This is a genomic window from Nostoc sp. PCC 7524, from assembly GCF_000316645.1.
Classification (GTDB): Bacteria; Cyanobacteriota; Cyanobacteriia; order Cyanobacteriales; family Nostocaceae; genus Trichormus.
Genome location: NC_019684.1, coordinates 2,516,197 through 2,538,593, shown reverse-complemented (window position 1 = coordinate 2,538,593; position 22,397 = coordinate 2,516,197). Strand labels below are relative to the sequence as shown.

General features: G+C 40.8%; 21 protein-coding genes. 9 read left to right on the top strand and 12 right to left on the bottom strand.

What is annotated here, in order from left to right; all coding sequences use genetic code 11:
* Positions 1-20 precede the first annotated feature (20 nt).
* The 3 genes from NOS7524_RS10060 to NOS7524_RS10050 form a co-directional block, all read right to left on the bottom strand.
* The gene (locus tag NOS7524_RS10060) at positions 21-1,787 is read right to left on the bottom strand and encodes a peptidoglycan-binding protein (protein WP_015138369.1); all 1,767 of its coding nucleotides are present in this window, start codon (positions 1,785-1,787) and stop codon (positions 21-23) included.
* Positions 1,788-2,159: 372 nt separating this feature from the next.
* Positions 2,160-6,356, bottom strand: coding sequence for a CheR family methyltransferase (locus NOS7524_RS10055; RefSeq protein ID WP_015138368.1), 4,197 nt, complete (start codon positions 6,354-6,356; stop codon positions 2,160-2,162).
* 155 nt (positions 6,357-6,511) lie between these two features.
* Positions 6,512-6,769: a hypothetical protein gene (locus NOS7524_RS10050; RefSeq protein ID WP_015138367.1), complete on the bottom strand. Its 258-nt coding sequence runs from the start codon at positions 6,767-6,769 to the stop codon at positions 6,512-6,514.
* A gap of 93 nt (positions 6,770-6,862) precedes the next feature.
* Here NOS7524_RS10050 and NOS7524_RS29365 point away from each other — a divergent pair, with 93 nt between their 5' ends.
* The 3 genes from NOS7524_RS29365 to NOS7524_RS10035 all read left to right on the top strand — a co-directional run bounded on the left by NOS7524_RS29365 (position 6,863) and on the right by NOS7524_RS10035 (position 9,552).
* A complete protein-coding gene (locus NOS7524_RS29365; protein WP_015137665.1) occupies positions 6,863-7,615 on the top strand; it encodes an IS630 family transposase in 753 nt (250 codons plus the stop codon).
* A complete protein-coding gene (locus NOS7524_RS30630; protein ID WP_327084611.1) occupies positions 7,531-7,932 on the top strand; it encodes a transposase in 402 nt (133 codons plus the stop codon). Before NOS7524_RS29365 ends, NOS7524_RS30630 begins: the two co-directional genes overlap by 85 nt.
* An 882-nt stretch (positions 7,933-8,814) precedes the next feature.
* Positions 8,815-9,552, top strand: a complete 738-nt coding sequence (locus NOS7524_RS10035) for a phytanoyl-CoA dioxygenase family protein (RefSeq protein WP_235622416.1) — start codon at positions 8,815-8,817, stop codon at positions 9,550-9,552.
* Here the strand turns inward: NOS7524_RS10035 and NOS7524_RS29940 are convergent.
* The 4 genes from NOS7524_RS29940 to NOS7524_RS10020 all read right to left on the bottom strand — a co-directional run bounded on the left by NOS7524_RS29940 (position 9,549) and on the right by NOS7524_RS10020 (position 11,275).
* Complete coding sequence (locus NOS7524_RS29940; protein WP_171815364.1) at positions 9,549-9,710, bottom strand: hypothetical protein; 162 nt, start codon at positions 9,708-9,710, stop codon at positions 9,549-9,551. The genes NOS7524_RS10035 and NOS7524_RS29940 overlap by 4 nt on opposite strands.
* Positions 9,711-9,726: 16 nt before the next feature.
* Positions 9,727-10,155 (bottom strand): type II toxin-antitoxin system VapC family toxin, encoded by a 429-nt coding sequence (locus tag NOS7524_RS10030; RefSeq protein ID WP_015138365.1) that lies wholly within the window; start codon positions 10,153-10,155, stop codon positions 9,727-9,729.
* A complete protein-coding gene (locus NOS7524_RS10025; RefSeq protein ID WP_015138364.1) occupies positions 10,152-10,400 on the bottom strand; it encodes a FitA-like ribbon-helix-helix domain-containing protein in 249 nt (82 codons plus the stop codon). Before NOS7524_RS10025 ends, NOS7524_RS10030 begins: the two co-directional genes overlap by 4 nt.
* A 500-nt stretch (positions 10,401-10,900) precedes the next feature.
* Positions 10,901-11,275, bottom strand: a complete 375-nt coding sequence (locus tag NOS7524_RS10020) for a hypothetical protein (RefSeq protein ID WP_015138363.1) — start codon at positions 11,273-11,275, stop codon at positions 10,901-10,903.
* A gap of 509 nt (positions 11,276-11,784) precedes the next feature.
* Between NOS7524_RS10020 and NOS7524_RS10015 the strand changes: the two genes are divergently transcribed.
* On the top strand, positions 11,785-12,654 hold the full coding sequence (locus NOS7524_RS10015; protein ID WP_015138362.1) for a DUF5895 domain-containing protein: 870 nt from the start codon (positions 11,785-11,787) through the stop codon (positions 12,652-12,654).
* 41 nt (positions 12,655-12,695) lie between these two features.
* On the opposite strand, the gene mltA is transcribed toward NOS7524_RS10015, so the two are convergent.
* Entirely contained in the window at positions 12,696-13,949 is a 1,254-nt protein-coding gene (gene mltA, locus NOS7524_RS10010) for a murein transglycosylase A (RefSeq protein ID WP_015138361.1), read from the bottom strand.
* A 10-nt stretch (positions 13,950-13,959) separates the two neighbouring features.
* Positions 13,960-14,208 carry a hypothetical protein gene (locus NOS7524_RS10005; protein WP_015138360.1) on the bottom strand — a complete coding sequence of 83 codons (249 nt, stop codon included), beginning with the start codon at positions 14,206-14,208 and terminating at the stop codon, positions 13,960-13,962.
* Between the two features lie 290 nt (positions 14,209-14,498).
* Here NOS7524_RS10005 and NOS7524_RS10000 point away from each other — a divergent pair, with 290 nt between their 5' ends.
* Positions 14,499-15,881, top strand: coding sequence for a serine/threonine-protein kinase (locus NOS7524_RS10000; RefSeq protein WP_015138359.1), 1,383 nt, complete (start codon positions 14,499-14,501; stop codon positions 15,879-15,881).
* A 115-nt stretch (positions 15,882-15,996) separates the two neighbouring features.
* Here the strand turns inward: NOS7524_RS10000 and NOS7524_RS09995 are convergent, their stop codons facing one another.
* Complete coding sequence (locus NOS7524_RS09995; RefSeq protein WP_015138358.1) at positions 15,997-16,893, bottom strand: c-type heme family protein; 897 nt, start codon at positions 16,891-16,893, stop codon at positions 15,997-15,999.
* Positions 16,894-17,168: 275 nt separating this feature from the next.
* Here NOS7524_RS09995 and NOS7524_RS09990 point away from each other — a divergent pair, with 275 nt between their 5' ends.
* The gene (locus tag NOS7524_RS09990) at positions 17,169-18,035 is read left to right on the top strand and encodes a phosphate/phosphite/phosphonate ABC transporter substrate-binding protein (protein WP_015138357.1); all 867 of its coding nucleotides are present in this window, start codon (positions 17,169-17,171) and stop codon (positions 18,033-18,035) included.
* Here the strand turns inward: NOS7524_RS09990 and NOS7524_RS09985 are convergent.
* Positions 18,019-18,789: a hypothetical protein gene (locus NOS7524_RS09985; RefSeq protein ID WP_015138356.1), complete on the bottom strand. Its 771-nt coding sequence runs from the start codon at positions 18,787-18,789 to the stop codon at positions 18,019-18,021. The two genes, NOS7524_RS09990 and NOS7524_RS09985, sit on opposite strands and share 17 nt — an antisense overlap.
* A 780-nt stretch (positions 18,790-19,569) precedes the next feature.
* A complete protein-coding gene (gene csaB / locus NOS7524_RS09980; RefSeq protein ID WP_015138355.1) occupies positions 19,570-20,622 on the bottom strand; it encodes a polysaccharide pyruvyl transferase CsaB in 1,053 nt (350 codons plus the stop codon).
* Positions 20,623-20,846: 224 nt separating this feature from the next.
* Between csaB and NOS7524_RS09975 the strand changes: the two genes are divergently transcribed.
* The 3 genes from NOS7524_RS09975 (at position 20,847) to hisA (ending at position 22,332) form a co-directional block, all read left to right on the top strand.
* Positions 20,847-21,194, top strand: coding sequence for a DUF2499 domain-containing protein (locus NOS7524_RS09975; protein ID WP_015138354.1), 348 nt, complete (start codon positions 20,847-20,849; stop codon positions 21,192-21,194).
* Complete coding sequence (locus NOS7524_RS09970) at positions 21,191-21,493, top strand: DUF3593 domain-containing protein (RefSeq protein WP_015138353.1); 303 nt, start codon at positions 21,191-21,193, stop codon at positions 21,491-21,493. Before NOS7524_RS09975 ends, NOS7524_RS09970 begins: the two co-directional genes overlap by 4 nt.
* 65 nt (positions 21,494-21,558) lie before the next feature.
* Positions 21,559-22,332, top strand: coding sequence for a 1-(5-phosphoribosyl)-5-[(5-phosphoribosylamino)methylideneamino]imidazole-4-carboxamide isomerase (gene hisA / locus NOS7524_RS09965; protein WP_015138352.1), 774 nt, complete (start codon positions 21,559-21,561; stop codon positions 22,330-22,332).
* Positions 22,333-22,397 lie beyond the last annotated feature (65 nt).

Sequence of the window (22,397 nt, the reverse complement as noted above, 5' to 3'; positions counted from 1 at the left end):
TTTTTTCTGGAAACTACTCGCTAGTCTTGAAAAATCATAATGTTACCTGAATAACAAGCTACCCAAACCTCTCTAGTTTTGGGATCGTAAGTAATGCCAATGGGATTAGCATCTACATTAACTTTTTGTAACACTTTCATATCCCTAGTCCGCACTTTACTAACGGTATTTTCTTTGTAGTTCACAACATAAAGTATGTGACCATCATCAGATAAAACCATACTACGGGGAGCATTCCCTGTAGAAATTTTATTTATTACCTTTCTTTGAGATAAACTAATTTTGGCAATTTTTCCTTCACCATTTAACGAAGCATAGAGATACTTACCATTAGGATCTATATTCAGATGTCGTGGTGATTGGCCAACATTTCTCAACCATTTCACTGAAAAATCTCTTAAAGAAACTGCCGCAATATCATAAGAACCCATCACCGCTACATAAGCTGTTTCAGAATTAGCATCTACGGCAATTCCGCGCGGGTATCTACCTAATTTAATCCGTTGAATTTCGCGATTTTCAGCCGCATCAACCACGCTCAAATCCCAAGAACACCAGTTACTTACTAATATCAGTCGCTCATCGGCGGAAGTAGCAACATATTTGGGAACAGAACCAACTTGAATAACGCTATCAATTTCTAGAGTGTCTGTATTAATGCGATATAAAAAACTCTTGTCTGTTTTTTGAGAAGGATGACAGTTATCACTACCAGGGTTATTAAAACCGGGGCCATACATTTGATAGTTAGACACCCAAGCATACTTGCCATTATGGGAAAAACTAGCTTCAACTGGAGCGCCTCTATATTTACCTTTAACTTTGGCATAACCGTATTTGGATAAATCGACTGCATCAGGAATTTCTTTCACTAACTCATAATTCCGGTTATACACAGTGATTGTGTGGTTATACATCATGTTTTGGGCAAAAAATAAACCATTACCCGAATAAACCACCGATTTAGGTGAAATTTTCCCAGAAATAGTTTTAATCAACTTCATGCGCTGGGGACGACTGGGAGTTGTCGCAGGCTGGGGTTCTACTTCTACCTGATTTTCTGTAATCACAGGCTCAGGGGTAGTAGCCAGAAAAGGTGCAGAGGCTAACTTACTGGTATTTGATTCCAGCGCAGATAATGTTTGCGGCCCCGCGATACCATCAATAATCAGCCGATTAGCTCGTTGAAATTTAATCACTGCTGCTTGTGTAGCTACATCAAAATCACCTGTGATGGGTTCCTCAAAATATCCGGCTGTTCGCAATTGTCGTTGCAGAGACATTACTTGATAGCTTTTGTCGCCTCTTTTTAGCACTCGCTTTGATGTTGCTGGTAATTGCTCATCATTGGTGACAGCAGATGTGGGTTGGGAGGAAGATGAGGTGAATGTATCCAATTCAGAACTAGACTCTAGAGCCGCCAGTGTTTTGGCTCCCACAATGCCATCAGCAGTCAAACCATTGGCTTTTTGAAAGCGTATCACGGCGGTTTCTGTTAAAGAACCGAAATATCCTGTGGGTTGGCGCTGAAAGTATCCAGTAGCTTGCAATTTTTGCTGAAGGGACATGACTTGAGGACTTCTGTCACCTCTTTTGAGAGCCAAAGCTGGGTTAGATAAACTCAAAGAACCCAGAGCCACAGAAACTGCTAGTATAACTGCTCCACTGCGGTGATTTTCCCAAGCTGGTTGCTGAATGTATAAATCAGAATCAGTGATTGTTGTTTGTTCTAAATTTGTAGATGCTTCGTAATTCTCGGCTAGATGCAAGTATGCAAGTGTATCCATAGTTAAAGAATAACCAAGACTTGGTTATATCAATGTAAAATTTACAACTTATTTTATCACTCATACTTAAAAAAGTCAGGCTGTTGTCAAGTAATACCAATTCAAAAAATGTTTGCGACAGATACCCCACCCCCCTGACAGCACCCTCCCCTTAGCAATGCTATCCATTATGTCAGCCTCAACTCTCAGCCTCTAATACCAGTCTCTAATACCGTTTCTTTATGAAGATGCAATTTATAGGTTGTTGTAGAGACGTTGCATGCAACGTCTCTACAGTTAGTAGGGTGCGTCAGTATGAATAATTTCTTGGTACAGTTAGGTTTTCTCGCACTGACGCACCTTACACCTATTGCAAGAGTGCCTATTGCCTAGTTAATCAATTAACCTGCCGGACAATCTAGCCACTACAGATAACAGTTGCGGAGGTTCGACCGGTTTAGCAAGGTGCATTTGGAATCCTTCTGCTACCGCTTTTTGATGCTCTGCATAGCCAGCATAGGCGGTGAGGGCGGCGGCGGGAATTTGCCCTCTAACTTCGTCACTCAACTTTCTCACCTGACGAATCAGTGCATAACCGTCTTCCTTGGGTAAACCAATGTCAGATAACATGACATCGTATTCACCAGGGTTTTCTGTGAGCTTGGCTAGTGCTTCCTGTACTGATGCGGCTTCTGTTACTTGCACGCCTTCATCTTCCAACACGATTCTAAATAACTGGCGGATATCGGCTTCGTCTTCAACAACAAGTACCCGCACACCTTCCAGGGATGGAATATTATCTGTTGGTAATTCTGGCTCCTTTGGGGAGACGACTGGCGCTGGTGTGGCTACAGCATTTTCTTGTAGATTAGTTTGCAGAGGTAGCCTGATTGTAAAAGTTGCCCCTTGGCCTTCTCCTAGGCTTGCTGCCTCAATTATACCGCCGTGGAGTTCTACTAAATGGTGTACAATTGACAATCCCAGCCCCAAACCAGGATTTGAGCGAGTTCTGCTACCATCAGCTTGACGGAATCGCTCAAACACATAGGGAAGAAAGTCAGCATTGATACCTTTACCTGTATCACTCACTTGAATCTGGGCATAAAGATCAGTGTAGTCTAAGGTAATGTCAATTCTGCCGCCTTGGGGAGTGAATTTAATCGCATTTGAGAGTAAATTCCAAATTACCTGCTGTAAGCGGGTGGCATCACCTACTATAGTTTTAGGTGCAGGATCTAACCGCGATACAATTTCAATGTTTTTGGCTTCGGCGGAGATGCGAACTACCTCAGTTGCAGCGTCAATTATCGGTACCAACTGAACTGGTTCGGCATCTAGACGCAGCCTACCTGAGCTAATGCGGGAGATATCTAACAGATCATTAATGAGACGAGCTTGAGTTAGTGCGCTGCGTTCAATGGCTTGCAACCCCTGAGTCATCATATTGTCGTCAATTTGGGGTCTTTGCAATAACTGCGCCCAACCTAACAAAGAATTGAGGGGGTTACGCAGTTCGTGGGAGAGAATTGATAAAAATTCATCTTTGGCACGGTTGGCAACTTCTGCGGCATTGCGGGTTGATTGTTCTTGGGCTAATAGTTGGGTGCGTTCTGCTTCTAATTGTTTTTGCTGGGTGATGTCTTCAATAACTAAGAGAATCATTTCCCTGTCGTCTTCTATGACCATTTTGCGAGCATTGAGACACATGACTTTGTGACCAATTTGCTCAAAGTGATGCTCAACTTCCAGGCCTTGAAAGTGGCTTTGATGGGGGAGAATATCTTCTAGGAGCGATCGCAATAAAGGAATATCCCATTGCCCATTGCCAATTTCGTAAATTAGGCGTTGTTCTGTGTCTTCTGGTATCACCTGAAATTTTTCATAAAAACATTGATTGGCACTCATCACCCGTAAATTTACATCCAACACTACTAAAGATTCCCGCATGGTATCGACAATTGCTTGGGCATAATCTCTAGAAGCTGTGAGACTCTCCGTACTGCGTTTGAGGGCATCAATTTCTACTAACACCACCACAGCACCATCAATTTTATTATCAATTGTGCGATAAGGTCTAATTCGCAAATCATACCAATGCCCTTCGTGGTCTTGCACTTCTTGGGTTTTAAAATTTAAATTGCGAATTACTTCTAAAATTTGTGCTTCTAAATCAGGAATATTCAGATTGTGGTTAATATCACTAATTGGTCTGCCAATATCGCTGGAAATCAAATTAAAAATGGTTTCGGCTGCGGGAGTAAAGCGGCGAATCCGCAAATCACCCCCTAACATCAAAATGGGAATATTGATACTACTGAGGAAATTTTGTAAATCGTTAGTGATTTGAGTAGATTCAATATTACGCCGTTGTAGTTCGTCGTTGATGGTGTTAAGTTCTTCGTTAGTAGCTTGAATTTCTTCCTTGGCTGTTTCTAGTTCTTCGTTGGTACTTTGTAGTTCTTCGTTACTGGAGAGGATTTCTTCGTTAGCTGCTCTCAGGTCTTGATTTGTCGCTTGTTGCTCCTCAATAATTGATTGCAGATATTCTTTAGTGCTGGCTAATTCCTGTTTGAGTTGGTTATTTTCTTCTTCATTATTGGTTTTTTTCCGTCGCCGAGAGCTAACATTGCTACCACCTGCATTTAACAGCATTGTAGTTGAGCTAGGCATATCTGCAAACATCACTAAAAAGTAGCGTTCTGTGCTGTTACCAGACTGAAATGGGACTATATTAATCCTTACTTGCTTCAACTGCTCATTTTCTTTAACTTGTATACCTTCCTTGGTAACAGCTACTCCGCGTTTTTTGGCTTGATGAATAGCGGTGCGTAATTCTATCCGTAATTCTTCTTTAGCCATTCGTAGCAAATTAAAACTCGGTCTACCTGGAGGCGGTTGCAAATAAGGGCTAGTTTGTCCGCGAAATTGCAAAATTTCTAAATCATCGTTAATTACTACACCAACTGGAGCGTATTGATTTAACACAATCCTGTCAGCCTCTTTCTGCATTTCTAAATCATCTGAGGCATCTTTGTTCAATGGTGGTTGGGAGGTAGCGATTTGTAGAGGGTAGTTACTGCTAACTAAATCAATTCCTAGTCGAGCCGGAGCTAGCTTACGAGAATAAATTTTATACTTTTTGTCCACCAAAGTAAACAAGTCTGTAAATTCACCGATGGTTTCAGAAGTACCTAACATCAAAAAGCCATTTGACTGTAAACCGTAGTGAAAGATGGGCAGTAACTTTTTCTGTACTGCACTGCCCAAATAAATTAGCACGTTGCGGCAAGTGATTAAATCCAGTCGAGAAAATGGAGGATCACTAATGAGGTTTTGTCTAGCAAAAACACACAACTCCCGCACAGGCTTACTAATTTGATAACCACCTTCTACCGGGATAAAGAAACGCTGTAATCTTTCTGGTGAAACATCTGCTAATTGAGACGCTTTGTAAATGCCAGTTCTTGCTTTTTCAATGGCTACATCATTGATATCAGTAGCAAAAATCTGAATGGATGTAGTAATGACTTGATTACTTAAAAACTCTAGCAAACAAATGGCTATGGAGTAGGCTTCTTCACCAGTAGAACATCCTGCTACCCAAATGCGGATGGGTGTATCGGGTTTTCTCTCTTTGGTGATGACTGGAAATACTTTGGTTTTCAAAGCTTCAAAAGCTTCAGGATCACGGAAAAAGCTAGTGACAGTGATGAGAACATCTTGATATAAAGCACCAACTTCTGCGGGATGATCTTGCAGGTAACGCACATAGTCTTGTAAATTTTCTAGTCTATACAAAACCATCCGCCGCAGGATGCGCCGCTTTAAGGTTGTTTGTTTGTAGTGAGTAAAGTCAACCCCGGTAACTGTTCGTAGCAAACTAAAAATATTTGTCAGGGCATCTCCGCTTTCAGGTATGATATCCACTGCTTTGACTGACGTTCGATGATTAATGTAGGGATGAGAGCTAATATTGGCTAATTCTGCGGCAATTTGTTGGGGTGTCAAGATAAAGTCTACATGACCAGAAGCTACAGCTGTATTAGGCATACTACTAACTCTTGCCGATGACTCACATTGAGCAAAGGTAATACCACCAGCCCCTTTAATCATGTCTAGTCCCTTTGCGCCATCGGCATCCCCACCCGACAGTACCACGCCAATAGCATTGCTACCCCGATCATCTGCTAAGGATATCAAGAATTTATCAACGCTCATCACTTGTCCGCGAATTTTTTGACGCGGAGTGAGTTTGAGTATCCCCTGGGAAATCGTCATCATGGCATTGGGGGGAATCACATAAACATGATTTGGTTCGACAACCATGCCATCTTGTACTTGCAATACAGGCATTGAGGTTGTGCGAGACAGAATTTCCGGTAATAAACTTGTTTGATGGGGACTTAAGTGTTGAATGAAGACAAATCCCATGCCTGTATCAGTGGGCAAATGGTTGAGTAGTTCTGTAAATGCTTCTAATCCTCCCGCAGAAGCTCCTATACCTACAATGGGAAATAATTCTTGTTGTTGTTCATGCGATTCGTCAGATGAGTTAGATTGAGATTTTTTGGTAGATGGGCGCGGGTTCATGATGCTTCCCTAACTGGGATTTCCGAGATTCTATTGATCTGCAAGCTTTGTCTTGTCCTACTTTAGCTAAACTTAAGTACCTTATGTAACCTTTATACACAAACAAGAAATAAATCTATCTAGGGGTTGAAAAATAAATTATTTTCCGGCTCAATTTATTTATGGGAATTAATATTTTGACTTGAGAGCGATCGCACTGCAAAATTATGAGTAAACATTTGTAGGGGCGAGTTCACCAGGATCATCGTTAATTGCTTCATTGACATTGCCAATGCAACGCCTGACATTGTTAATGCAACGCCTAACATTGCCAATGCAACGCCTGACATTGTTAATGCAACGCTTAACATTGCCAATGCAACACCTGACATTGTTAATGCAACGCCTAACATTGCCAATGCAATACCTGACATTTTTAACAAAGTGTAAGGTGATCAGACTTAGTTTATACCAATTCACGAAAAGTATGATACAGATAAATAAGGAATAAATATTAACGAGCAAAGATGGCTGGAGTAACCAAAGTAGAAATAAAAGAGTCAGTAGAGGAATTACATGAGTTGCTCTTAAAACAAAAAACAGCATCAAGTTTTGAACGGATTCAAGCTTTGTATTTGCTGAAAATAGGACAAGTGAAAACAATACAAGATGTAGCGGTGGTAGTAGGAAGGGCAAGGGTAACGGTACAAAGATGGTTAAAAAATTATCAAGAGTCGGGAATCAAGGGTCTATTAACAACTCTAAAGAGTCCAGGGCGACCTGCAATAATTAGCTTACAAGTAAGAGAGCAGCTAGACAAAGAGCTTCAAGAATCGGAGGGATTCAAAAGTTATGAGGAAATCCGAACATGGTTAAAAGCAGTAGAAGGGATAGAAGCATCATATAAAGTAGTACATGATACAGTGCGCTATCAAATGAAAGCAAAGCTAAAAGTGCCGCGAGCAGTAGGTATTAAATACGATAGCGAAGCAGAATCAGAATTTAAAAAAACTGCCACAATACCTAGAAGTAATAAAAAACACGTCATAGCACCAGTAGATAGGCAAAAAACAATGAGATATTGGTGTGGGGACGAAAGCCGTGTGGGATTGAAGACTGAAGCTGGGAGACTAATTACTAAAAAAGGAGTCAAGCCCATCGGCATTATGCAATGGAAGCGGGATAATTTTTACTTATATGGATTAGTGGAACCCTTAACTGGAGAGTATTTTATCTGGGAATTCTCTCATTTGAATACAGCCTGTTTCAATATTTTTTAGAAAAATTTTCCCAGACTTATGCTCAAGATATTCATATTCTTCAGTTAGACAATGGGGCTTTTCATTTAAGTCAGCATCTGAAAATACCAGAAAACATAGTTTTGTTATTTCAACCTCCACATACACCTCAAGTTAATCCAATAGAAAGATTGTGGGAAGAAGTTAAAAGGCATCTAACTTGGGAAAGCTTCTCAAATTTAGATGAATTAAGAGAATTTATCTGGAAGCGATTGGAACAATTAAACACATCAGTTGTTGCTTCTATCACAGGTTGGGATTTTATTCTTGATGCTTTATTTGTATCAGGCTTTTCGTGAATTGGTATTACACCGTAGCCAACAACGAGAGCGGTTTTCCTTCTCATCCCTCTCACTTAAAAACTTTGTATATTTAAATACTGAAAATTTCTAGCAAGTGTGATGTAGATAAAAGTATATTTTATACACAAAAGAGCGATTAGAATTTTGCTAACTAATCGCTCTTTTGTGTAGTATTATACCAATTCACTTGTTTGATGCCACATTGAGAATCTGCAATACCGTCTTAACTTAACTAAGAAGCATTGCAAGGATCATTTGTAACAAACATAAGGTGAAGCGGTATCACTCCTTGCACTAATTAAGAATATCTCTTTTAAAATAAAAAAACATATTGAGTACGTGACAGTTTATCAACTGACACCAGTCAAAAACAAAGCACTGTTGTATGTGTCAAACAAAACTCAGTAAAAAAACAAACAATTAAAACTTTTAGTATAAAAACCCATAGATAATTATCGTGTATTCCACAAGGTTTTGGACTCAATAGTTGGGCTGACTTTTCACGGGATCTGGAAAACCCCTCTCCAAAGACGCGGAGCGGCTTCTCGTTAGAGGCTTTAATTTTCCCCCTTCCCTCGCAGGGAAGGGGGTTAGGGGGTTAGGGGGTTAGGTTTCACGTTAGCTTTTCCACATAACGTGAAAAGTCAGAATAGTTGGGTAGCTTCCTTCCAGAAGATCCGCCACAACAGGAAAATTTGCTATCAGGTATCTTCTATGTCTCAACCAAGGATGATATTCACAACTAGCAATTTGTCAGTGGAGTGTAGGGAGTTACTTCCCTGATGACAACCAAAGATTGCTTTTGACTAGAAGAACTCCATATAGTTGCTGATGAGATGATATGTTGCGGTGCAGACACTGAATCATTAACTGTTGGCAATGAATACCATGACAGAATTTGAACGCTATTTGTTTGACTTACAGGGATTCTTGATTATTGAGAATGCCTTGAGCAGCGACCATATTCAAGCTCTGAATTTAGTGTTAGATCAACAGATTGCCCTTCACAATCAGCCAGAACGGTCATTTTTCCGCTTTGATGGGTTGCTACCTTGGGGTGAAGCTTTCCAAGCACTGATTGATCATCCTCGAATTACGCCTTATTTAAAAGAGTTAATAGGGGAGCAGTTTCGTTTAGATCATGATTATGTTCATGTCATCCGCCAAGGTATCGGCCCCATCGGTTCGCAATTGCATGGTGGCGGAACTCCCTATGATCCTTGCCAGTATTACCTATTTAAAAATGGCAATATGTACAATGGCTTAACGGCTGTCGCTTACGAGTTGAATGATGTTCATCCTGGTGAGGGAGGATTCGCTTGTATTCCCGGTAGTCATAAAAGTAATTTGCCTTTACCAGAGGAATGGCGCAATTTAGAGTTTCCTTGTAGTTGCGTTCAGGCTGTGACTGTTAAAGCTGGTAGCGCGATTATCTTTACTGAAGCTTTAACTCATGGTACTTTGCCTTGGCGGGGAGTGAGCGATCGCCGGACTTTATTTTACAAATATTCCCCCCATCCATCTGCATGGGCGAGAAACCCATATCATGCGGATGATTACCCCAACCTCACGCCATCCCAAAGACAAATGCTCAAAAAACCAGGAGTTTACCCTTAATAGTTCGATACTTGTACGGATAGAGGAATACCTTTCGGGAGATTACGCCACATTGATTCATGGAAATTTAGGGGTGCGATCGCTCTTGAGGTTGGGAATTTGGAGGTGTGGGGGGTGTGAGGGGTGCGATCGCTTAACTTCTCTCCTAATATCATCATTAATAAAAGTCATTAATTACGAAGATTTATTTTCCCAAGGATTAATAATAAAGATTTCACAGCCTATAAAATCACTAACATTACGAGTTGCTATGGCTGCATTATGAGAGTAACAAATAGCGGCAATTTGAGCATCAGCTTGAGAGATAGGAGTACCACTGAGCCGTCTTTGGGCAGAAATATTAGCAAAAGCTATAGCAGCAGATTCATCAAATGGTAAAATACGTCCTAAAAAGTCTTCAGTAAACATTAAAGTAGCGGCTTGGTAGAGTTCATATTTACGTTTTCCTTCTGGTAAAATAGTTATGCCATAGAGGATTTCAGCCTGTGTAATTGTTGTAGTAAACAAATGTTTTACAGGCTGCTGGGCTGCCCAATGACGAACTACTATAGACCCTTGGGGTTTCATTAGTTCTGACAATACATTAGTATCAAGAACAATCATGATTCAAAATTAGGTATAGGGCGTATAGCTTCTCGTTTGCTTTCTGGTATTTCAAATTCTCCCAAGTGGGCAAAGCGTTTTTCTAGCATGGTAACAATGTTGGGGGGGGTTTGTTGATTTTCTGTTAAAGCAAGACGCAAAATTTCTTTGATTTCTGCTTCTACAGAACGACCATTTTTTTCTGCTTGTTGTTGCAGAATCTTTTTGATGTTTTCATCTAGGTTAAAAATAGTGATACTGTTCATGATGAGTTGATGAATTTTTGATATTTAAAAATATTATATCAATTGCATAATTTCTAAATTTATAGGCTGTGATTGTATGTCAATTGGTAAAAGCGTAGGCGCAGCCCGCCGTAGGCATCGCTCTTGAGGTTGGGAATTTGGGGGTGTGGGGGGTGTGAGGGGTGCGATCGCTTCACTTGATTTGTGATGCTATTAATAGTAGATGTATTATCGCGTTTATAAATGAGGGTTTTTAGTTTTATATTAAATTTCTTGGTTAATAATTCCCCATTGGCTCAAATCTACCAACAACCGTGCCAAAGCTTGCACTGTTTTCCGTGATGAAATATCCTCACCTCGTAGAGCGAAGGCAATAGGCATTAGTAATTAGGGCTTGCTCCTCTGCTCCTCTGCTCCTCTGCTCCCCTGCTTCTCTAAAAACCAAAATCCCCCCACCATCGGCGATGAGGGGTGAAAATTGGCTAGAAGCGTACAGCATCTAACAAGAAGCGTTATCCTTTTTAGGTGCTAGAAACATCTTCTCCCGGTAAAATTTGATTAATGCTAATTACCCAAGGCATCCCTTCATTAACAGGAGAACTAATACTAATTTTGGCGTGGTTAGCAAACAGTTTTAATTTGCTCGCCAAGTAAGGAACATTCATCATAATGTTCTGATAACTTTCGATATCATGACACACCATGATTAACATGAGAATGCCGCTATTAACTTTAAAATACCAATGACAACTGGATAACAATATCCTGACTTTGTGTCTGCAAGCTAAATAAAAGCTTTTTTTCGTTACCTCTTCCAGTTGACTAATTAATATTTCACTAATTAGAGTAGTTTTATGTGTGGGCAAATCGTCGGGAGAGAGATATGGTTGCTTCATAGATTTTCGCCCTAATTGCAAAGGATTGGTAGATTAATGTAAGCTCAACAATGTTGATGAAATTGTCAGTTACATTAGGTAGAAACATAACCTCTGAGTCCTGTCCGTTCACTCCCTTACAACTGTTTATATAGTTGACTCTGACTGCTCTCTCATTTTCCTTAGATTTCTTTAGCAATTAGGCTACAAAAGTAAATATTGTTTAGTCTTTCGAGACATTCAATTCACCTACTTAGGAAATAATTCCTATTGTCAGCCCAAGTTACTATCTCAGAAGCGCGATCGCCCCCTGTCCTTTTTCGTTGAGCTGTAAATATCTCCGTTAACTCCTCAATTCCAGGTTATCTCTCACTGACGCACCATACAGCACTAAGCAGATGAAAATCAGTTGTTAAAAAACAAAACAGGGATTGCAACCGAGATTGATTCTGCTTTAATCTGGAGAAAAACAGTACGCCTGTTTGCTCACTGATAAACTTGTATAGTAAATTACTCCTGTGCCTAAAACGATGAAAGCATCTGCTAAGTTCGACTTTGAAGATGAGAAATTTAATGCACCGCCATCTCAAGTCATCCCCTGGTGTCAGATGATTAATCCTCGGTATGGCGCAGATGGTCTTCAGTCCTACGGTTTAGCGATTAAGCTGGATAATGCCCAATCTGTCGGTTTTCAGCCTGATGATAGTTGGCAGCAAGTAGAACATGAATTTAGTTCCGGCGTGGAAACAGTTTTTATGACTACTACTCCCCGGATAGTCATAGTACGTCGGGGGCCTTTGTCTGTTAAAGACCGAGAAACTGGGATAAAATTGGGGACACTCAAAGATAATTATGATGCGTTTTTAGCAGATAAATTAAAGTTTAAAACCTTTACTCGTTACCTGATTTTCTTAGTAGATAAAAATAAAAAGTTTTTACATGATTATCCACTGCAATTAACTCTCAATGGTGCAGCCGGAGCGAGTTTTAGCAAGACTTATTGTGAATTTCAGCAGGGTAAAATCGTTAGTGGTTTTGTGGCAGAACTGGAAAGAGCTTATGCTTTATTCCGCAAACAGCCAATTACACCAAAAGGCCCCTTATTTCATGCTCATGGCATCTTCTGCCCGATTATTGAGTGTGAGGAAAGAGGGATTGAACCAAATACGGTTTTGGTGGCTTCCACTGTAGATTATGAACATCCCACAGTGGGAACTTTAACTAATTACTTGATTGCTTCCGATTCGCCCGAATCGACAATTATCTGTAAGGCGTTTGAAGAGTACAAAGAATTTGGTAAGGAACCTGTGAGAACAGAAACGCCAAAAATGGCAGTGGCTGGGGTTGCTAGTTCTTATATCTATCCGGATGAAGATGATTTTGGTTATCCTCCGTATTAGGGACTGGGGATTGGGGACTGTTGATGCCCCATGCCCTTTAGCTAGTTTTTCAACAGTAAATAATATAATGAGCCATTGCCGCCTGTAACGCCAGCGCGATCGCCTGCTAGTTTACCAGTTCCCATAAAGTAATCTACTCTGCCTGGGCCTGTGATGGCGCTACCTGTATCTTGATCCAGCACAAATCGGCTAACTCTGCGATACTCTAGCCTTCCATTAGCACCTGGATATGGTAGTGATGTGTGAACTAATGCTAGTGCGCCTGGAGGCATTAAAGACTTGTCTGTGGCAATGGAACGTTCGGCGGTGACTGGTACGTTAATACTACCAGTGGCTTGTCTTCCCTGAAATTCTTGGAAGAAAACAAACCGTTCCCAACGTGGTAGATAGTTATTTAACTCCTGGGGTTGTTGACGGAAAAAGCTGATCATTCTAGGCATTGTCAAGCCTTGTAATGGCAATTTACCGTCTTTTGCTAATTCTCGTCCGATACTTGTCCACGGATAATCAGTTCCGCCAGCATAGCCAACAGAGGTCATACTACCATTGGGTAACTGAATGCGGGCAGAACCTTGAATATGTACCATGTACGCATCCAGGCGATCGCGAAACCAAAACAATTCTAAACCGCGTAACTTGCTTTTATTCCCCAATAAACCATCTTTGCCTTCCAATTGTAGGCGTGTAGGATGGGGCTTAGGCCATTGGTTGAAATTAGGCGGTAGTCGGTAAAGGGGATATTTATATACTGAAGTCCTGACTCGGCTAGCCTGATAAACAGGCTCATAATAAGCAGTAAACTTAACAGTACCCTTGCCATCATTCCCTACAGACTGGTAAAAGGCAAACTCTCGCTGCACAGCCGCTTGCAATTGGGCTGTAGATTTAGAATTAACAACCAATTGCCGAAACCGCAACAAACTGCGTCGTACACGATCCAGAGTAATCCCCCGCACTGGATAATTTTGATAGATACGTTGTGCGGTGGGCGTTCCTAGATAACGCAGGCTGTGATCAATTGATCTTAGCAGTGCTTGGCGATCACCTCTTTTACCCCTGCCACCAAAAATTTGCTCATCCCAACCCAAGCAAGCACTTTGAGCAGTACAATTGCCAATATTCACTAATTTGAGTGGTGGCTCATTCTCAGGAGTGCTTGGCTTGAGTGGCGGTTGTAATTCAGGACTTGGGGAATTGGGCGACGGGACATTAATGATTACCTGAGCAACAGCGATTGAGTTTATAAAGGCAATTCCCAGACTCAAGGAAAGCAAAGCAAGGGTTTTTTTCATCATTTAGTTGAATCTATCTTTCAACACTAGAACTAAACACTGGTTCTACCCGGATAGCTACAATCCGAGATGGACGCACCACCATATACTCCCCTTGAATATTCTTGATCGGCACACTGATAAAATCACTAGAAGCAGACTTGGGTACAAGTTCCCCACTATACCATTTTTGAAATTCTTGAATAGTGGGAAACCTCACTTCTTCACGATGGCCACTTTCTAGTAAAAGGTAGACTGCGTATTCATTCGGAGTTCTCGGCATAAGATTGAATCTTTGGAAAAACGTTCAACCCATTGTTAACCACGATACCCCAGAATGAAAAGGGTAAGCATACGGGAGCAAGTAAAGCTTTTTGGCAGAGTTATGAATTAATCAGTCATAACAGTTTACTCTTAACTCTTCACTTTTACTTTCCCCATAGACGGTCAATACTTTCACCAGTTCCCCAGACTTTTTTGTAGTCACTCTGCACCCCTGCTACTCCCCACTCCCAGCCCTTTATATTGGTGATTATGTCAATATGATAGGTGAGGACTTAGACAAATCATACGATGTTAGGAAACTTACTAGCTGGGCGGTATCAAGTCCTCCAAATCCTAGGGGGAGGAGGATTCGGTCAAACATACATTGCGCTAGACATTCAACGTCCAGGGTCTCCCAGATGTGTTGTCAAGCAATTTCGGCCTGTGACTCATAACCCCGAATTTCTGGAAACTGCCAGAAGATTATTCACCAGTGAAGCCGAAACTCTCGAACAACTTGGTTATCACGAGCAAATTCCCCGGCTTTTGGCATACTTTGAAGAACACCAAGAGTTCTTTTTGGTGCAAGAGTATATTGAGGGGCATTCTCTCAGGGCTGAAATGATATCCGGTCAGAAATGGACAGAGGATCGAGTTATCTTTCTTTTGCAGCAGCTATTAAATATCCTCAAATTTATTCATCACCACAAAGTTATCCATCGAGACATTAAGCCGGAAAATATTATCAGGCGGTTACATGATAGTAACTTGGTGCTGATTGACTTTGGCGCAGTCAAACAAGTCCACACACAAATGATTACATCCCCTGGACAAACCCAGATGACTGTGGCAATTGGTACACCAGGATATATGTCTATAGAACAGGGGCGCGGTAAACCGCACTCCAATAGTGATATTTATTCTTTGGGTGTGGTTTGTATCCAAGCACTCACAGGATTGCACCCCAGAGAATTTGAAGAAGACCCCCACACAGGAGAAATTCTCTGGCAACATCGGGCAACAGTGAATCCAGCGTTGGCAGCTATCATATCGAAGATGGTGCTAAACAATTTCAAACAGCGTTACCAGTCAGCCACACAAGTCTTAGAAGCACTTGAGCAGAATGTTTGTCCTGAAATCAAAACTCAATTATTTCAAACTCCATCATTATTAACATCACAGCCCCCAATTTCCGTATCCGAACAACAAGCAACTAGCAATCAAACTGGTTCTATTCTGCCGCCAGCTAAGAGCGATCGCCTGGAGAAAATGCTGTTAGAATTAGTTGGCCCCGTAGCCACGACATTATTACGACGGGCCGCATCAGCACCCAATTACCAAGAACTTATAGATAATTTGTCCCTACATCTACCAGAAAATCAACGCCTTGGGTTTCAACAACAAGCGATGTTGTTGCTACAAGAAGAATCCCCTAGTCAGTCAGAAACTTCCTTGCAACCTTCACCAAGTATCACTCCTCCCACAATCAACTCAACAATCAGTGATAGTTTTATCCGTGAGTGTGAGCGAGAATTAGTAAATATAATTGGGCCAATGGGTGTTTTTCTGGTTCAAAAAGCTATCAAATCCACTAATGGACAAATTTCCCGTCCAGAATTTGTCAAAACTTTAGCTGCCGACATTCCAGAACCTCAAAAAGCTTTGCAATTCCAACAAAAATTCTTAACTTGAATCAGAGAGTATGAAATGGTGAGCAAAGGAGCAGAGGAGCAGGGGAGAAGAAATAAAAACTATTGCCTATTACCTATTACCTATTACCTATTACCTATTACCTATTACCTATTGCCTATTGACTATTTAACATATCCATCGCTATTTTCAAGCTAGATTTCATCCGATTGAATGCTGCTGCTAAACCACCAATTTCATCTTTGGAGTTTTCATCGAAATCAGCACTCATATCACCAGTGCTAACCTTTTGAGCAATTTTTTCTATATTTTTAATTCGCTGAATGACAGTTTTTTTGATTAAAAAGTTAATTATAAACAAAACGATCGCAAAAATAGCAATTAACAGTCCCATAATCAATGACCAACTACTCTGGACATGAGTAAAAATCTTTTTAGAAGGGACAGAAATGATTTGCGCCGCCACGATTTCGTTGAGTTTCCATCCAAAACCGTTTTGTGTACCATAGGTTGTCAATTGGCTCTTAGGAGCTAGTTCTGGTGTAGAATGACATCGCAGACAACTTTGTTTAGTAATTGCTAGTGGTCTTGCAATATAAAATACTTCACCTTCAGGTAGTGAGCGCAAGCCTACAATTTCTTTTGTCTGGCTTTCTCTACGAAAACGCTCTACCAGTTGAGTCTCAAAATCATCAGCTTTATCTCTTAAATTAGTAGGATTGAGTGTAGCTTCTTTATAGAGGAAGTTTTCATTTCCTTCTGTTCTACGAAAATTTTCAAATACTTCTGTGGCTGAAAAAGATGGTATCGTTTCTGGGATAAAGGCTGTTGCTGTTTCTAATTGAGATGATAATAAAGGAGTTATTCTATCTTGTGTATAACTTCTTACAGAATTCAAAGTTTGTATCAAAATCAGTGCTTGAGAACTGACTTCATTTTTCGCTCTTTGTTGTAACACACTTGATAATATAGTACCACTTAAACAAATACTAAATATGAACACTACCATTAAAAGCAAGTTGAACTTACTACCTATTTTTAAGTTATTTAACATGATTGATAATTAAGCTGATGTAAATATTGTTAGTTAGAATAAGGCAGGGACTAAATCGGCAGTGGTTTTTAGCCTAGTTAATTTTTATGAGAGCAATTTAATTTTGATTAACTTCAATTTTATCGATAGCGTATTTTAACATATTGAAGGTTATCGTATAACTAAATCAAGGTAAATAAATGTTAAGTTTGTTTTTGTTTGTAACTTATGTATGATTTAAATCATGCTTAATTCCTAAGCAGTTCTACAAACAAAGTATTTAAACATAAATAGTAATGGTGTGGCGATTTTCACGGCGTTTATTTCTTTTAAATTTACTAGGGTTTACAGTTGCTAGATGCTCATCAGCACCAACTTATCAAGGTAAGTTAACGATTGGAGTGGTTGATTACGATGCGGATGCAGAAATTATTAATAAATATGCGAACTTCAATCGTTATTTAGCGGAAAAAACTAAAGCCAGTATTCAACTAGAGCCGACGTTTAATGAAAATAAAGCAATTGAACGTTTGCAGGCTCAAGCTTGGTCTTTAGTGTTTGCACCACCAGGTTTAGCAGCGATCGCGATCACACGTTCTCAATATGTCCCAATTTTTCCATTGATGGGTGTGAGTAATTTACGCTCAGTCTTCGTGGTTCGTAAAGATAATCCCATTCGCGATTTAAAACAGCTACAAGGTAAAATTGTGGCTTTAGGTCAACCAGGGTCAGCCACAGGATATTACTTACCCCTGTATAATCTTTATGGATTGACACTAGCAGAAATCATGTTTGCTCCCACGCCGAAAACGCTGTTAGAGTGGGTAGCAGATGGGAAAGTTGCAGCTGGTGCTGTTTCACTAGCAGAATTTAATCTTTACAGATCCCAACTGAGTCAAACCCAGTTCCATATCCTTTATACAGATCCTCACTATGTTCCACCTGGGGTAGTTTTAATTAATCCTACTGTAGAGCGCAATCGCCAGGAATCTATCCGTAAAGCTATGAGTGAGTTTCCGGGTATCTCAGCCCAAGCAGTTGGCTATATCCCCAATGGGAAAGTCCCAGATTATCAATACATGATTGATGTTGTAGAACGAGTTCAACTAATTGCCACTGAACTGCAAAATAAACCTGTACAATTATTTAAAAAAACAACTTAAATCTCGCCAGTTGAGTTTCCAGTGACTTAGTAAGGATTTTATTCAGTTGTTTGATATCTTGAAATTGTAAAATTTGTTGGGTAGGTAAATCAAAAGGAAATTGCCCTTCCATGCCTTGGCGTTGCATCTGTGCTAGTAAGATTTGTTCGGAACGCTTGCTTTGAATTGCATAGCCAATTTCCACACAAACGTTAGGACTAGGAAGTAGTTGCTGGGTTTCCTCTCCATCGATACTAGCAATGGGTGTAGTATCGGCGATAAACAACAAACTTTTCCGGATTTTACGCATGATTGTGCGATTGAGCCGGATAGGTGCATTGCTGGGACGAGATGATTCTACTAAAGTCAGTGGAAGGCGCGATCGCAAGTTTAATGTTTCTAAACTGTTTCGCAATCCTTCTTTGAGCGCATCACTGGCTGTAGCATACTCAACTTGATATGAGAAAAAAATCGTTGGTTCTAACTGTGCCAATAGTGTCTGCTTGGTAAAATAAATTTCATGGCTAATCAAGTCAATGTTAGCCACACAGTAGCCACCACTCCCTTCGATATAAAATTCAATGTTTTCCCCCTCTAAATAACGTCCAAACCAAGTAGACTTTTTCACTTCATCACTATCTTCTAAAAAATCTGCACGCAACGCTGATCTCAGCAGACTTTTTTTACTAAGACGAATGTCTGGAGGACGTTTTTCCAGTTCAGAAATCGGCTCATAATCCTGGAGATACCATGCTCTGAGCGCAATGATTGACATAAGGTAAGGCGCTATCTTAACTGTCTGTGTTTATTCCATTGCGTATAATTTTACACGGAGCAGAGCAGATGTCAAAAAATTTTTCTAGGACTGGGGACTGGGGATTGGGGACTGGGTATGAGGTATGATAGAGAACAAGGTTTAATTTAAACACAACAACACCCAACTATCTACTCGTCTTCTTAATTTCCTCTCCTTGTTCATCCTACCTAGGGATGTAATCAGTTTCATCACTTGAAAAAAAGGAATGAAAGACAGTTACAGCGCCCTCATTTTTGGCTATTTGAGGAAATATCAACTTTCGCGTTGGGTGTTGTCGGTTTTGAACGAGACAGACTTCAAATTAAACAGCGTTTTTTACCTCTTATACTGAACTACACTCTAGCTGTTACATCTGCCAGGGAAGCTTTGTAGCTTCAATTACTAGATTAGCACCTCTAAATTTGTATGGAAGTGGTTGCAAATAAACTTTACTTTTAGCAAGAGAGGATTAATCTCAAAGCGTTAGTATATTTCCATTACAGAGCTAAGGAAAAATATCAAAATTATCCATTCAATTCAAGCAATCACTCATTTATTTTTAAGTTTTGAAACTTTAATTTTGTAGGCGCAAGCCTTCTCTACGTTCGCGGAGCGTGTCGTTCGCAGTAGCGTTGCATAGCAAAGACAGACGCTACGCGTTGGCGTTAGCCTCTCGTAGAGATGTCGTAGACTATGCGTGAATTTTGAATTGATCCATGTGCCAGCGCAGGCTACGCCAACAGAAATTAAATAGGAGTCCTATGAAAAACTGAAAACTTCCTGTAATAATTGCCTGTGTATTAAAGCACCATCAACTAAAGATTTAATTTTATCAGGTGATAATGCCTCACTCTTGTTGTAACACTCCAACCAAGTTTTAGTAATTACATTTGCATCATCTGGTATATCAAATAAATCCCATCCTGGTATTGCTAAATCTTCCATCAACCGATTTATTTTGGGATCATAACTCAAGGCAAAACAGCGACAACCTTCACTAGCTGCCATAATTAAACTGTGTAACCGCATCCCAATTGCCATTTCTACACTGCGAAAAACGCCTTTTAAAATTTGCGGATCTTCTAAACATAAAATTTGGCTTACGTCTTGTAAATGCGATTGAATTGCTTCGGCAATACTTAAGTCTTCACTCTTTTGGAATGGTAGCAAGAGAATGTAAGTCTGCGTTAATTTTTGAAATTCTACTAAAGCGCGAGTTAAATTAGCTAAACGTGCTGCTGTTAATTGCGGATGCTTTCTTAAAGTGACAGCTACTCTAGGCGTAGGTAAATCAGCAAGTTCTGGAACTGGTTTAGCTGCTAAAGCCCAAACCGGATCAGGTGCGATGATATGGGGAATTTTCCAATCAGATAATAAGGCAGCACTGGCGCGATCGCGTACACTGACTTTGGTACAACCAGCAAAATTACGTCTGGCTAACCAACGTGTTGGCGGGCGTACCAAGGGGCCAATACCCTGCGCCCAAGCAATAGTTTTTAAACCCATGCCCTGAGCCAACGCCATCAACCCACCATAATAAAAGGGGCTAATGGTGCTAGTAACATCCTGGATTAAACTGCCACCACCCCAAATCAAAGCATCACAGGAGCGTAAAGCTTGCAGTACAGTCAAGGGAGCCATGCGATCGTATGCTTCTACATTGTAGCGATCGCGCGTTTCCTCTGGATTACCAGAAAGCACCACAGGAGTAACATGAGATGGTAGCATTTGCAGGAGTGTGGCTAATAAAGCCTCATCACCACCGTTACCTTTGCCGTAATATCCAGATAATAGCGATCGCATCGTTCCCATTGCAAATTTTGGATGTTGGATTTAAGGTTATCAAGTTTTTCTCAGTAGTTCACCAGATGTCAGCCATCTTGCTACAAAAAGTTGAATTGACCTGTGGGAAGATGAAGATGAGTCTGGGGAAATGAGGGAGGCAAGGAAGACAAGGAAGAGTCACTAATGACTCTTGAATTTTGAATTTTGTAGGCGCAAGCCTTGTCGTAGACTATTTTGAATTTTGAATTTCTATGCACGCCCTTTCAATTCCTACTTGGATTATTCATGTTTCTAGCGTTATTGAGTGGATTGCCGCGATTTGGTTAATCTGGACTTACGGTGAACTCACTGGGAATCGCAGTTGGTGGGGATTGTCCCTGGCGATGTTACCAGCTTTGGTGAGTGCTATGTGTGCTTGTACTTGGCATTATTTCGACAATGCCGAATCTTTAGAATGGTTGGTAACACTGCAAGCTACCATGACTGTAGTTGGTAATTTTACCCTTTGGGCTGCGGCGGTGTTGATTTGGCGTTCTTCCCGCAGTACCGAAATAGCAGAGAATTCTTTTGAGGCAAAATCTATTAAATCAGAGCGATGATATCTAAAGACACCCTATTTGCTGTATCACTGTTTCCTTATTTGGGTTTCTTGTGGTTTATCAGCCGCAGTCAACAAATGCCCCGTTTAGCACTGTATGGATTTTACGGCACTTTGGTTTTTGTGGCGGTGACAATTCCGGCAGGAATTTATGCCAAAGTCCATTATGGGGAAGCCTTAGCTAATGTAGATTGGCTACACGGTGGCGCGGAAGTTTTCTTGACTCTTTCCAATATTTTAATTGTTGTGGGTTTTGCTCAAGCTGTCAGGCAGTTAAAGGAAGGTAGAAAGCAGGTGTAAGGGGACTGGGGACTGGGGATTGGGATTTTGACTCGGCACTACTTAATTAAACAGGGGAAATTTCTATGGATGTAATTCCAGCGATTGATTTACTGGATGGTCGCTGTGTGCGACTGTATCAAGGAGACTACGATCGCTCACAAGTTTTTAGCGAAAATCCGGTTGATGTTGCTAAACAGTGGGTGGATCAAGGTGCAACGAGATTGCACATCGTCGATTTAGATGGGGCAAAAGCGGGTAAAGTAGTAAACTTAGGGGCAATTGCAGCAATCGCTGAAGCTATTTCTGTACCGATTGAAATCGGTGGAGGGCTACGGGATCAAGCCAGTGTAGAACAGGTGTTTAATTTGGGTGTACGCTGGGCGATTCTCGGTACTGTCGCTGTGGAACAACCCCAGTTAGTCCAAGAACTCTGCCAACAATTTCCCGAACAAATTATTATCGGTATAGATGCGCGTAATGGATTGGTAGCCACTCGCGGTTGGTTGGAAACTTCGGAAGTTTTAGCTACCCAACTAGCTGTACAAATGCAAGAACTTGGTGCAGCCGCTATTATTTATACTGATATTCACCGTGATGGTACTCTCTCTGGCCCGAATTTAGAAGCTTTGCGAGAACTTGCTGGCGCAATTTCTATACCCGTGATTGCTTCCGGTGGTGTGAGTTCTGTCACCGATTTGCTGAGTCTGTTGGCGTTAGAACCGCAGGGTGTTACAGGTGTGATTGTGGGACGTGCTTTATATACTGGTGATATTAGCTTAAGAGAAGCATTACAGGCGATCGGGCAAGGACGCATTCAAGATATTCCCCCTAATTTAGGGTTTTCTTCTTTGGCATAAACTGTCAATATACAAGGGTGCGTCAGTACAAAATATTCCTTACCATGTTCACAACTTCCGTGACT